Source organism: Methanobrevibacter olleyae, assembly GCF_900114585.1.
GTDB lineage: Archaea > Methanobacteriota > Methanobacteria > Methanobacteriales > Methanobacteriaceae > Methanobrevibacter > Methanobrevibacter olleyae.
The window spans coordinates 25,307-47,726 of the sequence record NZ_FOTL01000006.1; the positions used below are offsets into that span (position 1 = coordinate 25,307).

At 27.1% G+C, this 22,420-nt stretch carries 15 protein-coding genes; 8 read left to right on the forward strand and 7 right to left on the reverse strand.

Going from position 1 to position 22,420, the window contains the following annotated elements:
• Positions 1 to 362: 362 nt before the first annotated feature.
• Together BM020_RS09720 and BM020_RS02790 are read right to left on the reverse strand one after the other, a co-directional pair.
• Positions 363 to 527 carry a hypothetical protein gene (locus BM020_RS09720; protein ID WP_200781240.1) on the reverse strand — a complete coding sequence of 55 codons (165 nt, stop codon included), beginning with the start codon at positions 525 to 527 and terminating at the stop codon, positions 363 to 365.
• A 17-nt stretch (positions 528 to 544) separates the two neighbouring features.
• Positions 545 to 1,015 (reverse strand): helix-turn-helix domain-containing protein, encoded by a 471-nt coding sequence (locus BM020_RS02790; protein WP_067148272.1) that lies wholly within the window; start codon positions 1,013 to 1,015, stop codon positions 545 to 547.
• Positions 1,016 to 1,463: 448 nt separating this feature from the next.
• Here BM020_RS02790 and BM020_RS09795 point away from each other — a divergent pair, with 448 nt between their 5' ends.
• A complete protein-coding gene (locus BM020_RS09795) occupies positions 1,464 to 1,664 on the forward strand; it encodes a transposase (RefSeq protein WP_256379549.1) in 201 nt (66 codons plus the stop codon).
• 79 nt (positions 1,665 to 1,743) lie between these two features.
• Entirely contained in the window at positions 1,744 to 1,920 is a 177-nt protein-coding gene (locus tag BM020_RS09560; RefSeq protein WP_158499606.1) for a hypothetical protein, read from the forward strand.
• A gap of 86 nt (positions 1,921 to 2,006) precedes the next feature.
• Here BM020_RS09560 and BM020_RS02800 read toward each other — a convergent pair whose 3' ends face one another.
• Positions 2,007 to 3,500: an aldehyde dehydrogenase family protein gene (locus BM020_RS02800; protein ID WP_074798111.1), complete on the reverse strand. Its 1,494-nt coding sequence runs from the start codon at positions 3,498 to 3,500 to the stop codon at positions 2,007 to 2,009.
• Between the two features lie 29 nt (positions 3,501 to 3,529).
• Positions 3,530 to 4,711, reverse strand: a complete 1,182-nt coding sequence (locus BM020_RS02805; protein WP_074798113.1) for an iron-containing alcohol dehydrogenase — start codon at positions 4,709 to 4,711, stop codon at positions 3,530 to 3,532.
• Positions 4,712 to 5,940: 1,229 nt separating this feature from the next.
• Here BM020_RS02805 and BM020_RS02810 point away from each other — a divergent pair.
• On the forward strand, positions 5,941 to 7,131 hold the full coding sequence (locus BM020_RS02810; RefSeq protein WP_067148264.1) for an AAA family ATPase: 1,191 nt from the start codon (positions 5,941 to 5,943) through the stop codon (positions 7,129 to 7,131).
• A 773-nt stretch (positions 7,132 to 7,904) separates the two neighbouring features.
• On the opposite strand, the gene BM020_RS02815 is transcribed toward BM020_RS02810, so the two are convergent.
• On the reverse strand, positions 7,905 to 8,483 hold the full coding sequence (locus BM020_RS02815) for a carboxypeptidase-like regulatory domain-containing protein (protein ID WP_067148262.1): 579 nt from the start codon (positions 8,481 to 8,483) through the stop codon (positions 7,905 to 7,907).
• A 781-nt stretch (positions 8,484 to 9,264) separates the two neighbouring features.
• On the opposite strand from BM020_RS02815, the gene BM020_RS02820 reads away from it, so the two are divergent.
• The 5 genes from BM020_RS02820 (at position 9,265) to BM020_RS02840 (ending at position 20,168) form a co-directional block, all read left to right on the forward strand.
• Positions 9,265 to 16,446: a beta strand repeat-containing protein gene (locus BM020_RS02820; RefSeq protein WP_074798115.1), complete on the forward strand. Its 7,182-nt coding sequence runs from the start codon at positions 9,265 to 9,267 to the stop codon at positions 16,444 to 16,446.
• A 303-nt stretch (positions 16,447 to 16,749) separates the two neighbouring features.
• Positions 16,750 to 18,075 carry an amidohydrolase family protein gene (locus tag BM020_RS02825; protein WP_067148256.1) on the forward strand — a complete coding sequence of 442 codons (1,326 nt, stop codon included), beginning with the start codon at positions 16,750 to 16,752 and terminating at the stop codon, positions 18,073 to 18,075.
• An 81-nt stretch (positions 18,076 to 18,156) separates the two neighbouring features.
• The gene (locus tag BM020_RS02830; protein ID WP_067148254.1) at positions 18,157 to 18,606 is read left to right on the forward strand and encodes a MarR family winged helix-turn-helix transcriptional regulator; all 450 of its coding nucleotides are present in this window, start codon (positions 18,157 to 18,159) and stop codon (positions 18,604 to 18,606) included.
• Positions 18,607 to 18,774: 168 nt separating this feature from the next.
• Entirely contained in the window at positions 18,775 to 19,257 is a 483-nt protein-coding gene (locus BM020_RS02835; protein WP_067148250.1) for a ferritin-like domain-containing protein, read from the forward strand.
• A gap of 128 nt (positions 19,258 to 19,385) precedes the next feature.
• On the forward strand, positions 19,386 to 20,168 hold the full coding sequence (locus BM020_RS02840; protein ID WP_067148247.1) for an MBL fold metallo-hydrolase: 783 nt from the start codon (positions 19,386 to 19,388) through the stop codon (positions 20,166 to 20,168).
• 295 nt (positions 20,169 to 20,463) lie between these two features.
• Here the strand turns inward: BM020_RS02840 and BM020_RS02845 are convergent, their stop codons facing one another.
• Positions 20,464 to 20,928 (reverse strand): flavodoxin, encoded by a 465-nt coding sequence (locus BM020_RS02845; protein ID WP_067148244.1) that lies wholly within the window; start codon positions 20,926 to 20,928, stop codon positions 20,464 to 20,466.
• 106 nt (positions 20,929 to 21,034) lie between these two features.
• Positions 21,035 to 22,156, reverse strand: a complete 1,122-nt coding sequence (locus tag BM020_RS02850) for an aldo/keto reductase (protein WP_067148241.1) — start codon at positions 22,154 to 22,156, stop codon at positions 21,035 to 21,037.
• Positions 22,157 to 22,420 lie beyond the last annotated feature (264 nt).

The window sequence follows — 22,420 nt, forward strand, 5'->3', positions numbered from 1 at the left end:
ACTTAAAATTTTTTGATCGATGTGCAATTTCAAGTGAAAAAGGATTTCAACAAAGTGATTTTTTATTTTTTTACTATTATTATAATATTTATATTTTGAAAAATTGATTTAATCTTGTTTAATTATAATTTAATTATAATTTTTACTATTTATTGAAAATAATTTATAAATTATTATTTTTTAAGGATATGAATCTATATTGATGTTAGTTTTAATAAAAAACTTATATACTCCTTTTTAGTAATACATATACTTTTGTTCTAATTTTTAACTTATCAATCTAATAAACAAATTCTTTAATTGTTTTTAATGTAGGTGCTTGAGCAACTAAAGGAACTGTCATAATAAGAATATCTCCATTTTTAACAACATCTTAATTCAAGAGAAATATCATAATCTTTAAGCTCATCAATAGTTTCATTAGCAACTTTCAATGCTTTTTCTTCTTTTCTTGATTCTACAATTAGATCCTCACCTTCAATAGATAATGTTTTACTATTCCTAAAGTTTGAGGACCTGTAGCTCATATTATACTAATTTTCATTTAAACACCTCTATTTTTGGAATCAACTTTGAATTCTGATAAATATCCATTATTAGTCAAAACAAGGTTTTCATGTTTATTTCCAATAGCTTTATAGATATTTTTAATTATCCTATAAACCGTGTTTCTACTACAACCTACATGATTTGCCATATCGGTTACTGACATAGTATCCATATGGAATAATATAAATTCAATAATACTTATTGGGACTTTTGAATTCTCAAGGAAAGTATTTGTAAAGTCATTAAAATTATTATTACATTTTTTACAGGTGTATTTTCTAATTTTACCTTTGTAATCAGATTTTTTAAGAAATCCTTTTTTATACACATCAAAAGACTTACATTTAGGACAATATACTCCATCAGCCCATCTGATAGATCTAAAAATATCCATAAATAATGTTTCATTTAGATAAACATCAGAGGATTCTTTTGCAATTATTTTTTTATAATCATATGCTCCCATGAGAATCACCTCAATTAAATATCTCCTTTGTTGAAATCCTTTTCACTTGAAATTGCACATCGATCAAAAAAATTTTAAATTACTTTAAATTAGATATAATATTCTAAAAATGATTTAAATTTAGTTAAATTTGAAATATTATTTTAATGTCAAAAAATAATAAATAATAAACTATATTTAATGAAAAAGGGAATAAATATTATTATACATCCTAAAATATTAATTCCTCAATCTTATTTTGGTCATTTATTACAATTAAATCTTTTGGATTTTAAATTAGAAAATCCAGTTGGAACATACATTGAAAGAATAATCAAAGAGCTTGAAAGTAAATCTAACAAGAACGAATTAGAGTGTTTTATCATCTTATGCATTTGAATATTCTAAAATAATATTTCAGGATTATTACAGTAAGTATTCCAAGCATAAAAATGTAGCTAAATTCACAATATTATGTATAAAAACTTATTTAAATTTAACTTACAGAGAAATTTGTGAAGTGATTGAACTTTCAAGTGAAATTCGTAGGATTTTAAAGATTCAGAAAGTTCCCAATTATTCAACTTTGAAAAAATTCTTTAAAAAGCTTGCACCAAATATTCGTGGTTTAAATGAAGTTATTTTAAATAGATTTGTCACTAAATATTAATGAAGAAAACAAAAGCTTTTGCCATCATTCAAAATAAAAAACGAGGCAAAACAGGTTATTTCTAGAACTCAAAGTCCTTATGTTTTCACCAAACCAATATATTCAAGGCATAACTGTTGAAAGTGTATTTAGTGTAATTAAAAGAATATTCAGTGGAATAAATACAAGTAGAAATACTAATTTATCAAATAAAGAAACTAAATTCAAATATTTGATGTATAACATCCACAGATTAATTCAATTAATTAAAAAATAAGGATTTCAACAAAGCCTAAATATCTAAATGGAAAAAAAAATAAATAATTATTAAATTAAGATTCAATAATTATTTTAAAAAAACACTTATTTTTTTGGATAGAAACCGCTTGGTTCTTCTGATAAATTGATCATGATGTTTTTCATTTGAGTATAATGTTCTAAAATAACTTTATGAGTTTCACGACCAATACCAGATTGTTTATAACCTCCAAATGGGGCACCTGCAGGAATTGAATTATAAGTATTTACCCACATACGACCAGTTTCAATTGCATTACACACACGTATAGCACGGTTAATATCACGAGTCCAAACTGCTCCACCTAAACCATAGGCATTGTCATTTGCCATTTCAACAACATCTTTTTCATCTTTAAATGGAATAACAACAGCAACAGGTCCAAATATTTCTTCTTGAGCAACTTTCATATCGTTAGTAACATTAGTTAATAAAGTTGGTTTAAAGAAACTTCCTTCTGAAAGTGAACCTTCAGTATATCTTTCACCACCTACAGCTATTGTAGCACCTTCATTTACACCATCTTGAACACATTTTTCAATTTTTTGAACTTGTCTTTCATCTATTTGGGAACCCATTTGAGTATCTTCTTCCCATGGCATATTAACATTTATTTTGCTAAATTGATCTACTGCTTCTTTAACAAATTTATCATATATCTCCTCTTGTACAAATACACGAGAACCTGCACAACATACTTGGCCTTGGTTAAAGAGAATACCAAGTTGTAATCCATCAATTGCTATATCCCATTTACAATCTGCAAAGTATATATTTGCAGATTTACCACCTAATTCAAGAGTTGATGGAATTAATCTACATGCAGCTGAATCTGCAACATTACAACCAATTTCAGTTGAACCAGTAAATGCTAATTTTCTAAATCCAGGATGATCTAATATATATTGGCCTGATTTTGAACCTTTACCAGTGACAACATTAAATACGCCTTTAGGAATTACTTTTTCAGTTAATTTAGCAAATTCAAGTACACTTAGTGGAGTTGAACTTGACGGTTTAAATACAGTACAACAACCTGCTGCAAGTACAGGTGCTAATTTCCATGCTGCCATTAAAAATGGGAAATTCCAAGGTACAATTTGACCAACAACACCAATTGGTTCTCTTAAGATTAAACTTAAAGTATTGTTATTTAACATTTTTGCAGAACCTTCTTCAGTACGAACAGCACCAGCAAAGTAACGGAAATGATCTGAGGCAAATGGCATATCTATAGCTCTATTTTCTCTTATTGGTTTACCATTATCTAAAGTTTCAATCATTGCTAATTTATCTTTGTTATCATCAATGATATCTGCAATTTTAAGTAAGATTTCTTCTTTTTCAATTGGATCAACTAATTTCCAATCTTCAAAAGCAATATTAGCAGCTTTAACAGCTTCATCTACATCTTCTTTAGTTGCTTCTGCACAAGTAGATAATTTTTCACCATTTGCAGGACAAAATGTATCAAATTTTCCACCATCAGATGCATCCTTCCATTGACCATTGATATATAATTTATATTCTTTATCTGCAGGGTTTTCTGGGATTTTCATATTATTAACTCCTTTAATAATTTACAAATTTAAAAATCAATTTCATCAATACCATAGTAAATATTGTGTAATAATTTTTCAAACAATTCTTCTGTCATTTCTCTAGGGTTTGCAGCAGTACAAGCATCACCCATAGCATTCTCTGCAATCTCTTTTACTTTTTCATTAAATTCATCTTCTTTAATACCAAATTCTTTTAAGTCATGAGGTATACCTAAGTATTTGTTAAAGTCTGCAACAGTATTACATAATTTTTCAACAAGTTCTTCATCTGTTCCTTCCCAACCAAGATATCTACCAATTGCTGCATATCTTGAAGGATCTTTCCTTGCATTAAATCTTGTTGCATATGGTAAATAAATAGCATTAGCTTCACCATGTGGAATATGACCAGTTGAAAAAGCTGCACCAGTTTTATGTGCCATTGAATGAACAATACCTAATAATCCATTAGAAAATGCAATACCTGCTTCACATTGAGCATAATGCATCATTTCTCTTGCATCCATATCACCATCAAATGAAGATTTTAAATTTTCAAATACAAGTCTAATTGCATCTAAAGCCATTGCATCAGCAAATGGTTGGTGAGTTGCTGCAGTATATGCTTCAATAGCATGAGTTAATGCATCCATTCCAGTATGAGCTACTAATTTCTTAGGCATAGTTGCAGGTAATTGAGGATCAACAATTGCAACATCAGGTGTAATTTCAAAATCAGCTATAGGCCATTTTATACCAGTATTATAATCAGTAATTACAGAAAATGCAGTTACTTCAGTAGCAGTACCACTAGTAGAACCAATAGCACAGAATTTTGCTTTATTCCTCATTTTTGGTAAACCAAATGGAACACAAGCTTCTTCAAAAGTTAAATCAGGGTATTCATAGAAAATCCACATTGCTTTTGCTGCATCAATAGGAGAGCCACCACCCATAGCAACAATCCAATCTGGTTCAAATTCACACATTTGTTTAGCACCTTCCATTACAGTATCAACAGAAGGATCAGATTTTACACCTTCAAATAATTTTGTTTCAAAACCTGCTTCATGTAAATAGTCCATTGCTTTATCAAGGAATCCAAAACGTTTAAGGGATCCACCACCGATAACTACAAAAGCTTTTTTACCTTCTAAATCTTTTAAATTCTCTAAAGAATTTTCTCCTACATATATATCTCTAGGTACTGTAAATCTAGTTTTATCCATATTATCTCCTCTAAATAGAAATATTCTCTTAAATATTTTAAAAGTTCATACAAAGACTCACAATACATAAAAAATAATGTTCATTAAAATAAAGAAGAGTAATAAAAAATATTAAATTCCCTTTAATTATTGTTAAAATTCCATAAAATATAATAAAAAAGAAGTAAATTAATAATAAAACTTAAATAACGAATAAATCAAAGGTAAATATCATAAAAATTTAATTTTAACTATTACGAATAGTTTTAATATTAATTAACTTTTTTTTACATATTTTGAACATTATTAGGGCCTGTATTGATTTTACGATTAATAATATAAAATTAAGTTCTATTTAAAGAGTTTGAAATTTAGACAAATGTTAAGAAAATGTTGCAATGTGAAATGTTAGATAAAAATAAAACAAAAATTTAAATCAGAAATATAAGAAAAACAATGAATTAGAAAATAGAATGATTATAAATAATAAATATAAAATAAAAAAATAAACAATTATTAATTCAGAAGAGTAAAGTTTCCAGATTTCCAAATAAAAACGAGTCAAAGCAGGTTATTTCAGAAAGTAGCTATGTTTTCCACAATCCAATATATTCAAGGTGAAACAACGTTAAAAGTGTATTTATTGTGATTAAAAGAATATTTAGTGGAATTAATGCAAGTAAAAGTACTAATTTATCAAATAAATAAACTAAATTTAATGTTTGATATATAACATCCATAGATCAATTCAATTAATTGCGAGATAAGGATTTAAACAAAGCCATTTATTTTTTATTTTTTTACTATTTTTATAATATTTATATTTATTTGCAAATTGATTTAATCATATTAAATTATAATTAAATTTATTCTAATTTTTAATCTATCAAGCTAATAAAGAAATTCTTACTTATTATAAATACAAATTTCTAAAATCTTGATGATATCGTGTAAATAATATAAAAAATGTTATATATTATATCTAACATAAATTCTATTACATAACACAAAACATATTACATATTATATCTAACATAAATTCTATTACATAACACAAAACATATTACATATTATATCTAACATAAAATATCTTATGTTTTTAAATCTTTAAAAAGTTTTATTTTCATATAATTTTTCTTATTAATGTTTTATTTTATTGTAATTTAATTATTTGTGTTGTTTTTATATTATATTTGTTATTTACGATTTAATTCTGCATTACTTTAAAAATAAAAAATAAAAGTGATTAAATGTCTAAATTACCATGGGGAAACAGCAAAGTCTTAACTGATGAAGAGTTTTTTAATAGAGAACAGGAAATAAATAATTTAAAAAATTTATTAAGCTCAACTGGAGAGAATAATGCTCCAGACATACTTTTAACAGGAATAAGAGGAGTGGGAAAAACAGTTTTACTAAATAGAATAAAGAACATCATGGATGATGATTATTTGGTAATATACATGGATTTTACAATATCTTCAGTATATCAAAAAAATCAAATGTCAGTTAAAGGACTACTTGACTATTATTTTCAAGAAATTATTAGTGAATGTAGGGATAAAGGATTGAAATCATTAGATAGTCAAATAAAGAAATTTTTTAAGACAAATAACTTTAAACTAGAGAAATTTTTAAACATTAATGGTATTCCCATACCTCTAATCAGCACTGAAAGAGACATAGAAAAATATAGGGATTTCGTATTTAAGCTAGCTGAAGATATCTATAAAGAAAACCAAGATAAAATAAAAGGAATCATTATAATCATCGATGAATTTCAAGTAATTAAAGAAATAGGAGATTATTTAAATTCTTTTTTATGGAACTTTAGAGGATATGTTACAAGTCAAAGAAATGTCGCCTATGTTTTAAGTGGATCTATGAGTCTGCAAGATAATTTAATATCTGAAATAGCAGGTCAAAATGGAGCATTCGGTGGCAGAATGTTAACAATAAATATCAATCCATTTACAAAAGAAACAGCAAATACTTATTTAAAAGAAAAAGCACCGGAATTAAATTTTACAGAGGAAGGATTTGATAGATTTTATAAATGCACCTCTGGAATACCTTCATATATTAATATTTTTGCAAGACAATTAGATACAAGTACCACCCTTAATGAAGAAGAGGTAATCAATGCATTTGATAATAATTTATCTTTAATACTAAGTCATTTGATTAATGAGTGGAATAGATTAACAATTAAAGAGAAAGACATAATCATTACTTTAATTCATGAGCCATTAAAAAGAATTGAAATAGCAAGAAAATTAAATGTTAAATCAGGCTCTTTAAGTAATAAACTTAATAAATTACAAAATTTAGGACTTATTAAATTTATCGATGGAAAATATGAAATAAATGAGCATTTATTAAAAAGATGGTTAAAATTAGAACATGAACAAAAGGGCATTTATCCCTATAGGGTTATTTAATCATTATCAAAAGTAAATAATCTAGTAAATATGGAGTTATTTAATCATTATCAAAAGTAAATAATCTAGTAAATTGGAGTTATTTAATTATTATTAAGACTAAATAATCTAGATAAAGCTATTTAGATATATACAAAGATAATAGGGCCCTATTTAAATTCCATGATGCACCTTCAGACAGATCAATATTAACTTAATATTAACTTATTTAAGTATAGCATAATAAAATAAAAAAATTAATATATCAATATTCACATATATATCTATAAGAGTAATAGCATGCTATTATTTTGATTATAAGGGTTGGTTACAGTTATCCTAATTAAGAAGGTTTTGTTGATTCTATTAGAAACTTATGACAATTATTAATTATCCTTAGAATTAGACATTAATAATCTTTAAAGGGGTTTGATTAGTATTTCTTAATTTTAGAGATTTTTAATATAAGAAATTGTTATATGGTGAAATAGGCTTGACTAATTTTTTTAAAAAAAGGATAATATTGAGAGTTTTAGTTATTTTTAACTAATATTGTAGGGGTCGGTTATTTGTATTAAATTAATCTATAAGATTGATTTAGCATTTCTATTTTTTTTATTTTTTTATTTTTATTGTGAAACTTCATTTTTCTATTTTTTTTCCTGTTTTAATCTTTTTATAATTTGATATTGATTAAATTTCTTTATTTTGCTTAAATGATTTATTAGGCTTATTATTTTTTTAAAATTTTAGTTTATTTTATTTTATATTTTTAAAAAGTGTTAATCAAAGGATTAATAGCCATAAGTTAAAATATTCCCATCACTATCTACGATTCTAAAGTAGCCATCATCGTATATTATCCTTTGGTTTCCATCTCCAAGGTCTTCACGAGAAACTTCATGTTCACTTGGATTCCAACCATTAATTACATCATCAACTTTATAATTACTTTTATAGTCCTTTTTAGCAGTATCATTTGTATTAGCTACTACTTTCTTATTTACATGTATTTCTCCACTAAGGGTAGATGGTTTATAGTGTTTGTTTCCATAGTATTTAGCTTTAAGACTAAAGTTACCTGCTATTAGATCCTTTAAGCTACATTCACCACTTGAATTGGTTTTTAATGTAAAATTCTCACGAATTCCCTTATCATCAGTTAAATTTATTTCAATCTTTTGATTAGAAATAGCAGATCCATTTTCATCATTGAGCTTTAATATTAAACTATCTCCTTCATTTAGGTTTGAACTACTTGTCATAGTAAGTATTGTAGTTTCACTGCTACTTGAATTAAAAAGCATAAATATTCCAATTGAAAGAAGGAGGATTATTGTTATAGCTATGATTATTAAATCCCTTGCGTTCATATTTACCACCTATCTAAGACTTAATTCTATTTAATTTTATTTTTTATTTTATATACTTTATAATTTTTTATCTTAATATTACTATAATTTTAATACTTTATTAAAATCACTTTCTAAAATTATATTTCATAAGGATAATTAACTTCTTTATAAAATTTTTTAATGGTCAAATATTTCAATAGGTTTATATGAATTATAGAATTTGATATTTTAATCTAATTTTATTAGAGGGGTATATCACTTTAGTTATCAAATCATATTAAGAGCAATATAATCAAAAAATGCTTGTATTGCTCTTTTTTAAAGCTTTTTTTATTTATCTTATTTCACTATTTTTAAATAATTGATTTTTAATTCTAAAGATTAGCTATTTTTTTAAATTTATTCAACACAATTTATAAAAGTTCAATTACATTTAATAAAATTTATATATCACTATTGATATATAGATATTATATAAGGTATGTTGGATATTTTTTCAATTATACTTTATTATGAGGTTTTTATGCTAAGAACTTAAGAATTAAATTACCCTAAAACTATATAATTAAAGTTTATTTAAACTATCAAGCTAAAATTGTAAATAACAACTTATTATTTTCCTTAAAGTATATGTTTTTTAAAAGAGCAAATTCTTCTATAAAAATTATTTAATAAGAAATAGTTCACTTTTTTAAACTAAAAAAAAATCAAAGTCTTTTTATTCATATATTTTAAAATTAAAATCTTATTTTCTTAGCTTTTGACCTTATTATTTTTATAATGAGGTGAAATTTTGAAAATGAAAAAAACGCTTCTTATTTTTTTAGTATTATTATCTCTTGTATCTATAGCTATTGCATCTGTAAGTGCAGCAGGTGATGATATTACATCAGATGGCTCTGATACAATTCAATTAAGTATGGATGATAATAATATAGAGAAAGTTATTTCTAGAGAAAATGATAATTCTATATCTGATTCAATCCAATCAGATGTGGATAGTAGAAAAACTAATGATAAATCTATAGGAGAATCTCCTTTGAAGGATGGTGAAACAACTATCTATGTTTCAAATGATAATGGAGATGATTCTAAAGATGGATTAAGTGAAGAGAATGCTGTAGCAACTATTGCTCATGCAGTAGAAATTGCAGGTGATGGTTCTACAATTAATATTGCTAATGGTACATATAATCAAGCTAGTTCTATTACATTTGATAAGTCTCTGACTTTTATTGGTGTGGATGGTACTATAATTAATAGAACCGGAACTGAAAGTGTATTTACATACATTGGGGAGGATATAAAAACCTTTACTTTTAATAATTTAATATTCACTTCTCCCAATAAAGAAAATCGCCCTATTATAAATATTGCTGGGGCTGGTGTTTTAAAATTAAACAGCTGTAAATTAACTGATGCAGTTCCTGGAAATGGTAATGGGGCTATAAAGTTATATAATGATGCAAAAGCAACTTTAGATTCCTGTGAATTTTATAGCCTTAATGGTACAAGTTCTTCTGGAGCACCATATTTAGCTATTTCAGGTAATTCAGTTGTAGAAGTTAAAAATTCTATTTTCCATAATATTATAATAGCTGATGGCTCATTTTTAAGAGCTATTATTTATGTAAATACAAATACAGCAACAGCTAGTGTTTCTAATTGTAAATTCTATAACATTAGTGGAAATACAATGGGTATTGTAGAAAATAAAGCAGGAACTTTAACTGTATCCAATTCTAGTTTTGAAAATATCACTCTTAATGGCGGAAACTGTAAAGGCATAATATATGTTTCCGAAACTACTGCTGTAGGTAATACATTAGTAAGTGGAAATTCATTCAGTGATAATAATGCAGATTATTCTATTTGGATTTCAGCTTCTCCTACTACTGTAGAATACAATGCATTTGATGTTGCTAATGGTCAATATGCAATTGGAAACAATAAAAATGCAGAACTAACTGTTAACTATAACTACTTCGGTACTAATGATAACCCTAGTGCATTACTTGACAATGTAACTTCTCCTAATTGGGTAATAATATCAGCTAATGCAAGTTCAGACTCTGTAGCTACTGGAGAAGATATTACAATAACTGCTGACTTCAGTAAATACACAGATGGAACTATTACTAGTGATTTAACTGGTCCTATGGCAGAAGTTCCTGTAAAATTCACTAATTCAGATAGCACTAAAGGTATCTTATCAGAAATCACTTATGATAAGAATAAAGCTATTGTAACTTATACTGGTGCTAATGAAGGGAATGATAGTATAACTGTAACAGCTGCTAGTGTATCTACCACTATTCCTATAACAGTAACTTCTGGTGGAAGCTTTACTGGTCCGATTTATGTAGCTAAAGATGGGGATGATGAAAATGAAGGCAGTGAAGATGCTCCTGTAGCTAGTATTAAAAAAGCTATAGAACTTGCTAGTCTTCTAGATGGATTAGTTAAAATCATCATTAAAGAAGGTACTTATACAGAAAATAATATTAATATTAGTGATGATTTAGAAATCAGCACTGTTGGAGATGTTATTTGGGATGCAAATGGTTTACAAGCGTTTAAAATGCATTCTGGCAATGTTAATATTTCTAATATTAGATTTATAAATGGTAATCAATCTACTTCTGGCAGTCTCTTCCTTGTAGATGGTGGTAGTTTATCTATGGATGGATGTAAAATCGCAAGTAACGGTGGGGATGTTAGTGCTGCCAATGGAGTCATTCATATAAAAACTGCTATTTTAAACTTAAAAAATTGTATAGTTGAGAATAATACAGCTACTCAAACTGGAACTAGTTATGGTGTTTTCTATATAGCTGGCTCTAGTTTAATTGTTGATAATTGTAATTTTACAAATAACTATAATAAACAAGGAGTATTCTATATAAGCTATTCTGGCTCTTTACCATCAGTTGTTGTAATTAATAACTCTAGATTTATTGGAAACAATGCTAGTTCATCAAGTGGAGGTAGTGGTGCTGGAATTTATGCTGGTGGTTCTAAAAGTGTTCCTTCTTATTTATATCTAGAAAACTCTCAATTTATAAATAATTCTGCAAAAGCTGGTGGTAGCTATTATGCTGGTGAAGGTGGAGCTATTTATTTAAATAATAATGTAGATGCTACTATTCTAAATTGTAGATTTGAAAATAATTCTGCAATTGATAATACATTTGCTTCTGCTGAGGGTAGAGGTGGAGCAATAGCTAGCTCTGGATGCAACCTTACTGTAATAAATTCAGTATTTCTTGATAATTTTGCTACTAATGCTAGTGTTATCAATATGAAATATAATAAATATGCTGGAAGTCCAGGATTTATGAATATTACTAATTCTATTATTCTTTCAAATGGTGAAAACCAAGTAATTGTAAATAATATTGAAAATGGTACTTTTCTAGCTAATAATAACTGGTGGGGTAATAACTCTAATCCATCAGATAAAGTAAGTGAAGGAATTACAATTGATAATTGGGTAATAATGAATGTAAACACTAATTTAACTACAGATAGCATTGATATTGGTGATGAAGTAGAAATTACTGTTGACTTTAAGCACTATACTAATGGCACTACTACTGGTGATTTAGCTGATAGTATTCCAGAAGTAAATCTTAAAGCTACTGCTACTACTGGTAGTTTAGATAAAGGTGAAGCAATCACTGAAAATAATCAAGCTAAGTTTATATACACTGGGGTAGCTACTGGTGAAGATACTGTAAATATTGAATCTGGAACAGAAAATATAGCTATAAATATTAATGTTATTAGCACCAGTTATGAAGGTATTATTTATGTCTCTAAAGATGGTTCTGATTCTAATGATGGTGCTGAAGGTAGCCCTGTAGCTACTATTGCAAAAGCAGTAGAACTTGCTCAATCTGGATCTGGTCAAATCATCATAAGAGAAGGAATCTATAATGAAAACAATCTTAGCATTAATAGCACTATTCCTATTTCTATTCTCGGTGAAGGGGATGTTTTAATTGATGGCAGTAATCTAGATGCAAACAGCATATTTAATATTAGCACTCCTCAAGCTGTAACTATTGAAAACATTAAATTTACTAATAACAAGGCTAAATATGGAGCTGCTATTAATATAGCTGGTAGCCGTAATGCAAGATTAGATGCTGATTTAACTATTAACAACTGTACCTTTAATAAATTAGAAGCTACTAGTCAAGGTGGAGCTATTTGGACTCAATACCTAGATGGCAAATTAGTAATTAATAATTCTATTTTCACAAACTCTAATTCATCTGGTTGGGGTGGAGCAGTATGTGTTGGATACTCTGCCTATGAAAATGGGCTTGATTTGATTATTAATAATACAGTATTTGAAAATAACTTTGCTAACAATGCTGGTGGAGCATACTTAATGGCAAACACTGTTGCTATTGAAAATACTAGTTTCATTAATAACTCTGCAAAATATTATCCAGGTGCATTAAACTTATACAACTGTACTTGTACTATAAATAATTCTACTTTAGTAGATAATAATGGTTCTAAACAAGCAGCTGCTATAAAGATAGAAGGTGTAACAGGTCAAGCTATAACTACTGTATCTATTAATAATTCTATTATTGAAAATAATGTGGGAATAAACGAAAAGGCAGCAGCTATTTATGTTGATAAGGCTAGCTTAGAAATTTCATACTCTTCAATTGCAAATGATCATGTAATTGAAACCCGTACTGCAACTGGCTATAATGCTGTATATGGTCAAGGTATTGCTATTGCAAATAATAACTGGTTTGGAACCAATGACCCAAGTACTGTTGTAAATGGTACTAATATCACTATTGACAAATGGGTGATAATGAATGTAGAAGCAAATGCTAGTGATGTTCAAGCTGGGGATGAAGTAAAAGTAACTGTTGACTTTAATCATCTAAATACTACTGCTGGTGGTGTTGAAGAATTAACTGGTGGACTAATTCCTAAAGAATTTTATACTGTAAGATTTATTGTTGAAAACGGTACTATTTCACCTGAAACTATTGAAGTAGCAAATGGTGGAAGTGGTGAAGCAGTATTTAGTGCAAATGACTCAAATGCTTTTATTACTGTAAGTAGTGATAATGCCATTGTAAAGCTTATATATGAAGGTGAAATCCCTGAACCTTATACAGGAATTGTATATCTATCTAAAGATGGTTCTGATAGTAATGATGGTTCTGAAGAAGCTCCTGTAGCAAGTATTGCAAAGGCTATTGATATTGCAACTGCAGAAAATGGCTCTGGCCAAATCATTATTAAAGAAGGTACTTACACAGGTAATGATTACTTGATTACTAAAGATTTAACTATTACTGGTGAAGGAAATGTTGTAATTGATGGTGAAGGTCAAGGTAGATTATTCTACATGAACTATGGTGCTGATGTAGATAAATTCTCACTTATAAATTTAACCCTTACTGGTGCAAACAGCAGATACGGTGCTACTGTATACTCCTTTGCAAAAGAAACTGTATTAAATAATCTAACTATAGTAAACAACCCTGGAGCTGGAGATTTAATTACTAGCTATGGCAATTTAACCATTAAAAACTCTTTAATTTCTGGCCATAATGGTGGGGATGTAATACAATCTTCTGGAGATGCAGATATTATTATTAATAGTACTGTATTTGAAAATAATATAGTTACTAGTTCCACTTCTGATTATGGGATTGTATACATCTCTAGCGGTAAAGGTAATTTAATTATAGAGGATTCTAAATTCATTAACAACACTGCAAGACAAGGTATTGTAATAGGGGCTTCTGATACTAATATCACTGTAAAAGGCTCTGAATTTATCAATAACACTAACACTGTATCTTACGGCGGAGCTATCTGTTCATCTGGTAAATTAGATTTAACTGAATCTGTATTTATAAATAACAATGCATACAGAGGTGGTGGAGCTATTTATGTTGGATTTAGAGGAGATGCAACAATCACTAAATCTGAATTCATTAATAACTCAGCTGGCACTGGATACCATGGTGATGCAATATACAATGCTAATAAGGCAACTGTAAACTACTGTATTTTACTTACTAACTCTACTAACTATCTTATCTATAATGATGGTGAAGATAATGTTGTAAATGCTAAATACAACTGGTGGGGTACTAATGATGATCCTAAATCCTTAAATGGTAAAGGTAGCTATGAAGATGACTATGGTGATGAAATTGACTGTGCTGATGTAGATTCCTCTAATTGGATTATTATGAATCTAATATATAATTCTTCTAATCTTAAAGTTGGTTCTAAACTTACTATTACTGTAGACTTTAATCACTATATTGATAGTGCCACTATTGATATTAAAGAACTTGATACTAAATTAGCTCAAGAATTAACTGTAGACTTTAGTTCTATCACTGGTAGCTTAGATAAAGCTACTGTAGAAACTAATGATTTAGTAGCTGTAGCTACATACACTGTAGTTGAAGGGTTTAATAATATTACAGTTAAATCAACTAATGCAGAAATCAATATTTCATTTGATGTCATTCCACCTATTGCAACTGATTTAAGTGCAGATGAAGAAATTACCATTGTATTTGGTTCAGGTAGTTTAGATGTTACTTTAACTAGTGAAGGTAGTCCTATTGAAGGTAAATTAATCATTGTAAAAGTGAATGATGATATTAGTTTAACTGGAACTACTAATGCTCAAGGTATTGCAACAATTGATTTAAGTACTTTAGCTGTAGGAACTTACAATGCAGAAATTAAGTTTGAAGAAGATAATCAATATGCTGCTTCCGCTCTAAACATTAAAATAATTGTAAAAGAAGCTCCAAAAACAGCAAGTGACCTTCAAAAACTCATTGATGAAACACCAATCGCTGGAGTATTAAATTTAACTAATACTGAATTTGTTAATGTTTCTGGCATTAATATAACTAAAGATATTAGTATTGTAGGTGATAATTTATTTATTATCACTGCTGGTGATGGTAAAGCTGTATTTAATATTGCTTCTAATCTAAGTAATGTATGTATTAGTGGTGTTGAGTTTAAAGCTAATAATGGAGATGTACTTGTCAAAGCTATTGCTACTAACGGTACTGATGATTTGTCTATTGTAAATCCAGCTATTGAACTTATTAACAATACTGTTTCTAAAGTAAATGATGATGTAGTTGCTGAATCTATTATCTTTTTTGAACTTGAATCTGAAAGAGCTGTTCTTGCTCCTTTAAATGAAATTAATATTAAAGATAATAATCTAGTAGAAGGTGTAAAAACATTTAACTTTGAGATAACAGGTTTAAACAATGGATCTGGAATTAATATACCTAAAGGAGGATTTATTAATACCAATGGTTCAAATGCAGATTCAGATACTAATAATGGTGCTAACACTGTTAAACAAGCTACAACTATTTCATATAAAAATATGCTAACTACTACTTTTAATACTAAGATCAATGGTAAAAAAGCTGGTAAAAACTTTAGTATTATTTTAAAAGATAAAAATGGAAAAGTTTTAGCAGGTAAAGAAGTTATCATTGCTTTAAATGGTAAGGTTTATAAACGTACTACTAATGCAAAAGGAATTGCAAGCTTAAAAATCAGAATTGCTAAAAAAGGAACTTATGGCATAGTTGTTTCATTCCTTGGTGATGATAAGTACAATGCAAGCTTTATAATAAGTAAAGTTAAAGTTAAACTACAAAAAGTTAAATTAACTGTAGCTAAGAAAAAATATAAACTGAAATCTAAGAAAAAGTACTTATATGCTAGTCTTAAAGCTACCAATAAGAAAGCTATTAAAGGTAAAAATCTTATCTTTAGTGTAAATGGTAAAAAATACAGTGCAAGAACCAATAAAAAAGGTATTGCAAAAGTAAAAATTAAGCTTTCTAAAAAGAAAACTTATAAATTTAATGTAAAGTTTGCAGGAGACAATACTTTTAAGAAAGTTAGCAAAAAAGGCAAAGTTATAATTAAATAAAAAATTTAAAATTAAGAATAGTTTTTCTATTCTTAATCTTTTTTTTTATTCTGTTTGTGTTATTTTTTAGTTTTTATTAATCTTTTTTTTTTGTTCGGTTTGTGTTATTTTTTAGTTTTTTCGGTTTTTAATCATTTTTAGCTATTTAAATAATATTTTTTCATTCTGTTATTTTTATAAAAATCTTTAAATTTATTTAAAATAAATAATAAAATAAATAATAAGTCTATATATTAAAAAGTTAAAAATACCAGCATGCTTAAAAATAATTAATTAGTCGTTTATTTAAACAAAGGTGTTTTAATGGAAAGTCAAAATATATTAATTAAAAATGCAAAGATATTAAATCCATTGGGAAATGGAAAAACAGAAGAAAAAAATGCAGATGTTTTAATTGTTGAAGATAAAATTTCAGAAATAAATAAAGAGATAGAGGAGTCAAATGCAGAAAAAATAATTGATGCTAGTGATAAGATATTAATGCCTGGTTTAGTAAATACTCATACTCATATTTCAATGTCACTTCTTCGTGGTATTGCAGATGATTTAGAATTAGATAGTTGGCTAAATGATTATATATGGCCTATGGAAGCTCACCTTAATAGAGAGTACTGTTATATTGGTGCACTTCTTGGTGCATCTGAAATGATTAAATCAGGCACAACTTGCTTTTCAGATATGTACTTCTATATGGATGGTGTAGCACAAGCAGTTGAAGAAATTGGTATGAGAGCTGTTTTATCATATGGTATGATTGATTTTGGTATTAAAGAAAAACGTGAAAATGAATTTAAAGAAAACATATCCTTAATCAAAAATCACAACAATACTGCAGATGGTAGAATAACTACTATGTTTGGTCCGCACTCATCTTATACAGCATCAGTTGAGCTTCTTGAGAGGGTTAGAAAAGAAGCAGACAGGTATAATGTTGGTATCCATATTCATATGAACGAAACCATGAAGGAAATTAATGATAGTAAGGAAGCTCATGAAAATAAAAGACCTTTTGAGTTATTAGATAGCATTGGCTTCTTAAATAGTGATGTTGTTGCTGCTCACTGTGTATGGTTAGATGAAAAAGAGATAAATTTGATTAAAAACAATGATGTTAAAGTTTCACATAACCCATGTAGTAATATGAAACTTGCCTCAGGTGTAGCACCAATAGGTGAATTATTAAAAGAAAATATTTGTGTATCTCTTGGTACAGATGGAGCAAGTAGTAATAATAATCTTGATGTCTTTGATGAGATGAAATTTGCAGCACTTCTACAGAAAGTTCATACACTTAATCCAAAATTAGCTAATGCTGATGAAGTTATTAATATGGCAAGCTATAATGGTGCTAAAGCATTGAATATTGATGCAGGAGCTATTGAAGTAGGTAAAAAAGCAGATTTAATATTGCTTGATACAAAGCATCCTAATATGACTCCTCAAAGTAATACACTTTCATCAAACCTTGTTTATTCTGCTAATGGTTCAAATGTTGATACTACCATTTGTAATGGTAAAATCCTTATGGAAGGTAGAAAATTACTTACAGTAGATGAAGAACATATACTTTCTGAGGCAAAAAGAGCTATTATAGAAATGAAAGAATTAAAAGAGGCAGAATCTGAATAGATTATTATGTATTAATTTTTTTAATTCTTTTGTCTATTAAACTGATATTAAATAATAAAAAAGAGATACTAGGTGAAATAAATGGCTGATTTAAATTTTGAAGATGAAAGAATTTCTTTTACACCGATTATTTTGTATATGGAATATATTAATTTACAATATGCTCGTTATTTAAGAGAAAATTTTAAAGAAATTACCTCTGGAGATTCTACTTATTTGATTAATATATTCTATCATCAAAATATATCACAAAGAGAATTAGCAGATTTATTATTTGTTTCAGAGTCTAATGTAGCTCAAATAATTAAAAAATTAGAAAATAAAGGTTTTATCGAACGTTTAGTTGATGAGAATAATAAATGTAGAAAAAATCTTCGCTTAACCAATATAGGTAAATTAACAGTATTTTCTTTAATAAAAGTTATTTATGAGGGAGAAAGTAAACTTAATGAAAGCTATAGTCAAGAAGAAATAGAACTATTTAAAAAGATGCTTTATGATTACTCAAATTTAGCTATTGCTGATATTTAAACTATTTTTATTTTTTAGATTTTTTCTACTATTTTTTAATTTTTTTAATTATTTTTTTATGTTCATTGTTTTTAGATATCTATTATATTTTAGTTAAATTTAAATATTTGATTAATAAAAATATTAATAAGACTTAAGAGTCTAAAGTCTTTTATTTATGGTGAAAAAATGTCTGATAGAGAAGAAACAATTAAAATACTACAAGCAATCGTCACTGGTTTATCTGCAAATTCATTTGGACACAGAATTCAATCAAAAATCTTTGAGGGATTAGGTTTTCAATCTCTTGGAGATAAATATGCAACTCATGCAACTGAAGAAATGGATTTTGTAGAACAATTTATGGACCGTATCCTTGATTTAGGTGGAGATATCAAACAAGAAGCACAAGAAGAAAAACCAATTTATTCTGATATTATTGAATTTATAGAGGCAGATTATAATGTATCTGTTGAAGGTATTGCTTTTGTAAATGAAGCAATGGATTCTGGTATCTTTGATGCTACTACTTATGATTTAATGAAATTATATCTTAAAGATGAAGAAGAAGATATGTATTGGAGTGAACAGCAATTAGATCTTATTAAAATGATTGGAAAACAAAACTATTTAACCCAGTTGTTAATTAATGATCAAAATACTACTAATTAAATTTTAAAATATAATTAATTAATTTTCAGATAAATTTAATTTAGTTTATACTTGAAATTTCTAGGAAATAAATAGTTTAATACCTATTATGGTTGAAGCTATTTATTATAAGTATGATGGTGATAAATATGGAAATAAAAGCAATTAAAACCTATGAAAATGGGTTTATGACACAAGCTTTTGCATTTGGTGGAGAAGAAGGAATAGACAACTTTGATTCTTCAATTAAATATAGGTCAAGTATTCAGAATTATTTAATAGATACTGGGGATGAAGTAATTTTAGTTGATACTGATATGCCTATTGAGTTTCCAAAACAAGAAGTTGATGAATCAACTACTTTATTTATGGGTAATAGAATCAATGATTATTTATCTGCTTTAAAAGAATTAGGTTATGAAAAAGAGGATGTTACTAAGATTTTAATAACTCATAAACATCCAGATCATACGGGAGAACTAAGACATTTTCCTAATGCAAAAATATATCTCTCAAAAACAGAAGCAGATGAAGTGGATTATGATGGAGATAATTTAGTGCCTGTTGAATTTAAAGATGGGGAATATTATAACTTTAAAAAATCAGAAAAAATACTTGAGGGTATATATTTAATTGAAGCTATTGGCCATACTATAGGTAACAGCATTGTAATTATAGAAAATGATGGTTTATTTTACATGATTCATGGTGATGTTACATATACTGATGAGGCATTGTATGCAAATAAGTTATCAATTGTTTTTGAAGATGTCGAAAAATCAAGAGAAACTTTAGATGCAGTACGTGAGTTTATTAAAAATAATCCAACAGTTTATTTATCAACACATACACCTCTTGGCTATGAAAATCTTGAAAATAAAAAAGTTATCGATTTAGAAAATCCTCCAAAGAGTATTTATCCAAATTATTAAAAGCAATAATGTGCTTAATTAATTTAAATTAATTTAATTTTTAATTTAATTATTTTTTTCTTTTTATCTTTTTTTAACATTTTTTTTAAAAATATAAAAATATTGTTTAGAGGCTTGAGGATTTTAGTTTTTTCTAATACTATTTTTCTTTTGGAAAATTTAAATGAATTTTTACATGAAGAAATTCAGACCCTCCTAAGAATTTTATGAATTATTAATTTGTAATTTATAAATTTATTTATTCCTATATATTCAAACTATTATAAAATTTAAAAAAATATAGGAAATGAATTACTTATTCATTTACCCAATTTTTAATTTCATCATCTGATTCTCTACCATATAATCTTCTACCTGCTTTCCAATTGATTTTAGGATATGCATTTTTTAAATCATTCTCACAAGCTCTAATTCCAGTTCCACCAGAGGTACAGAAAGCAATAGCAGTTTTTCCAGCCATATCACAAGATTCAATAAAGGTATTTATGATTGTAGGGGCTGTATACCACCATACTGGAAAACCAATCAATATAATATCATATTCGGATATATCAATAGTTTCTTTAATTGGAGGTCTAAAAGATTTATCATTCATTTCAATAGTAGATCTACTGTTTTTATTTGTATAATCTAAATCTGCAGAGCTATAAGGGGTTTCAGGTGAGATTTCAAAGATATCTGCATCAATTGCATCTGCTATTTTTTCTGCTACTCTTTTTGTTACTCCACTTGCAGAGAAATAAGTTACTAAAGTTTTCATTTTTTTCACCTTCATTTTTTATTATTTATTTTAAATTTAATAATTAAGCTTTTTTAATTTTAATTTATATAATATTTTAATCAAAAATTGTCAATTGTTTTCCAATTTATTTTCCAGAATTCTCAAAACAATCAACAACATCTTTTAATAAATCTGGAATATTTAATTTTTGAGTACAGATTTCCATACAAGATTCACATTCACTACATTCAGATGCTGGAGGATTTGTTGCGGATGTTGTTCCATAAATTGCATGTAATGATGGAAGAGAAAACATTTTTTCACTATTATACAATTCAAAGTAATCCGGAATTGGAATGCCTATAGGACATTCTTTTAAACAATATCCACAGTAACTACAATCAATTGCAATAAGTTCTTTAATTTCATTGGATATTTCTAAAACAAACCTGCTTTCTTCTTCATTCAATGGTTTAAATGGTTTAAAGACTTCACAGTTTTCTTTCATCTGTTCAATATTACCCATTCCACTTAAAACTACCTTAACATTTTTAGGACTTCCTGCAAATCTTAAAGCAGCTTCAACTAAGCTCATATTATTGTTTTTGAACTTTTCTTTAATATTATCTGGTAAATTAAATAAGGTTCCACCTTTTATAGGTTCCATAACAACTACATCAATGCCGTATTTTTCACAAATCTCATAGTTTTTTCTTGATTCAGTTAAATTACTTTCCCAGTCAAGGTAGTTTAATTGTAATTGAACAACATCAATTATATCTCCATATTTTTCAAGAATCTCCTTAAGTAGCTTGGATTTATCGTGATAACTGATTCCAATTTTACAAGCTACTCCTTCTTCTTTTGCTTTTTTAATATAGTCAAAACTTTTACAATTTTCAGCTATTTTAAAGAAAGCTTCATTAATATTATGTATTAATAATAGGTCAAAATAATCTATACCAAGTCTTTCAAGCATGATGTTTACATATTTTTCATTGTCTTCTTCACTTTTTAATAACCATGTAGGTATTTTATCAGCTATTTTAAATGATTCACGAGGGTATCGTTCTACAAGTCCGAGTTTTAGCCCCTCTTCTGATGCTCCTTCGTGATATGCGTAGGATGTATCAAAGTAGTTAAAGCCTTGATTCATATAATAGTCAATCATTTCTGTAAAATCATCAAAATTTATTGAGCTTGGATTATTTTCATCTTCTAAGTCTAATCTCATAGCTCCAAATCCAAATATAACATTGTCTGACATTTTTAATCTCCTTAATTAAATTATTTTTATTTTTTTATTAGTAAATCACTAAAATTATTAAAAGCTTATATACTATCGTTTATATATTTAATTATATAAATCTTTCCTTAGGAAATAATTATTTAAAGAAAAAGTTATTTTAAAAACTTTATTAATTTATAAAATAGATATATCTTTGTTAGGAAGTTAATTTTTAAATAATTACTATCGGTAATGAATTATTTATTAAATGATATATAAGTCATAAATAAGATTAAAAGTGGT

Coding starts and splice junctions, on each gene's coding strand:
- BM020_RS09720 (WP_200781240.1), bottom strand. CDS start 527: ATGAGCTACAGGTCCTCAAACTTTAGGAATAGTAAAACATTATCTATT.
- BM020_RS02815 (WP_067148262.1), bottom strand. CDS start 8,483: ATGAACGCAAGGGATTTAATAATCATAGCTATAACAATAATCCTCCTT.
- BM020_RS02810 (WP_067148264.1), top strand. CDS start 5,941: ATGTCTAAATTACCATGGGGAAACAGCAAAGTCTTAACTGATGAAGAG.
- BM020_RS02830 (WP_067148254.1), top strand. CDS start 18,157: ATGGCTGATTTAAATTTTGAAGATGAAAGAATTTCTTTTACACCGATT.
- BM020_RS02800 (WP_074798111.1), bottom strand. CDS start 3,500: ATGAAAATCCCAGAAAACCCTGCAGATAAAGAATATAAATTATATATC.
- BM020_RS02840 (WP_067148247.1), top strand. CDS start 19,386: ATGGAAATAAAAGCAATTAAAACCTATGAAAATGGGTTTATGACACAA.
- BM020_RS02850 (WP_067148241.1), bottom strand. CDS start 22,156: ATGTCAGACAATGTTATATTTGGATTTGGAGCTATGAGATTAGACTTA.
- BM020_RS02820 (WP_074798115.1), top strand. CDS start 9,265: ATGAAAAAAACGCTTCTTATTTTTTTAGTATTATTATCTCTTGTATCT.
- BM020_RS02845 (WP_067148244.1), bottom strand. CDS start 20,928: ATGAAAACTTTAGTAACTTATTTCTCTGCAAGTGGAGTAACAAAAAGA.
- BM020_RS02790 (WP_067148272.1), bottom strand. CDS start 1,015: ATGGGAGCATATGATTATAAAAAAATAATTGCAAAAGAATCCTCTGAT.
- BM020_RS02825 (WP_067148256.1), top strand. CDS start 16,750: ATGGAAAGTCAAAATATATTAATTAAAAATGCAAAGATATTAAATCCA.
- BM020_RS02835 (WP_067148250.1), top strand. CDS start 18,775: ATGTCTGATAGAGAAGAAACAATTAAAATACTACAAGCAATCGTCACT.
- BM020_RS09560 (WP_158499606.1), top strand. CDS start 1,744: ATGTTTTCACCAAACCAATATATTCAAGGCATAACTGTTGAAAGTGTA.
- BM020_RS02805 (WP_074798113.1), bottom strand. CDS start 4,711: ATGGATAAAACTAGATTTACAGTACCTAGAGATATATATGTAGGAGAA.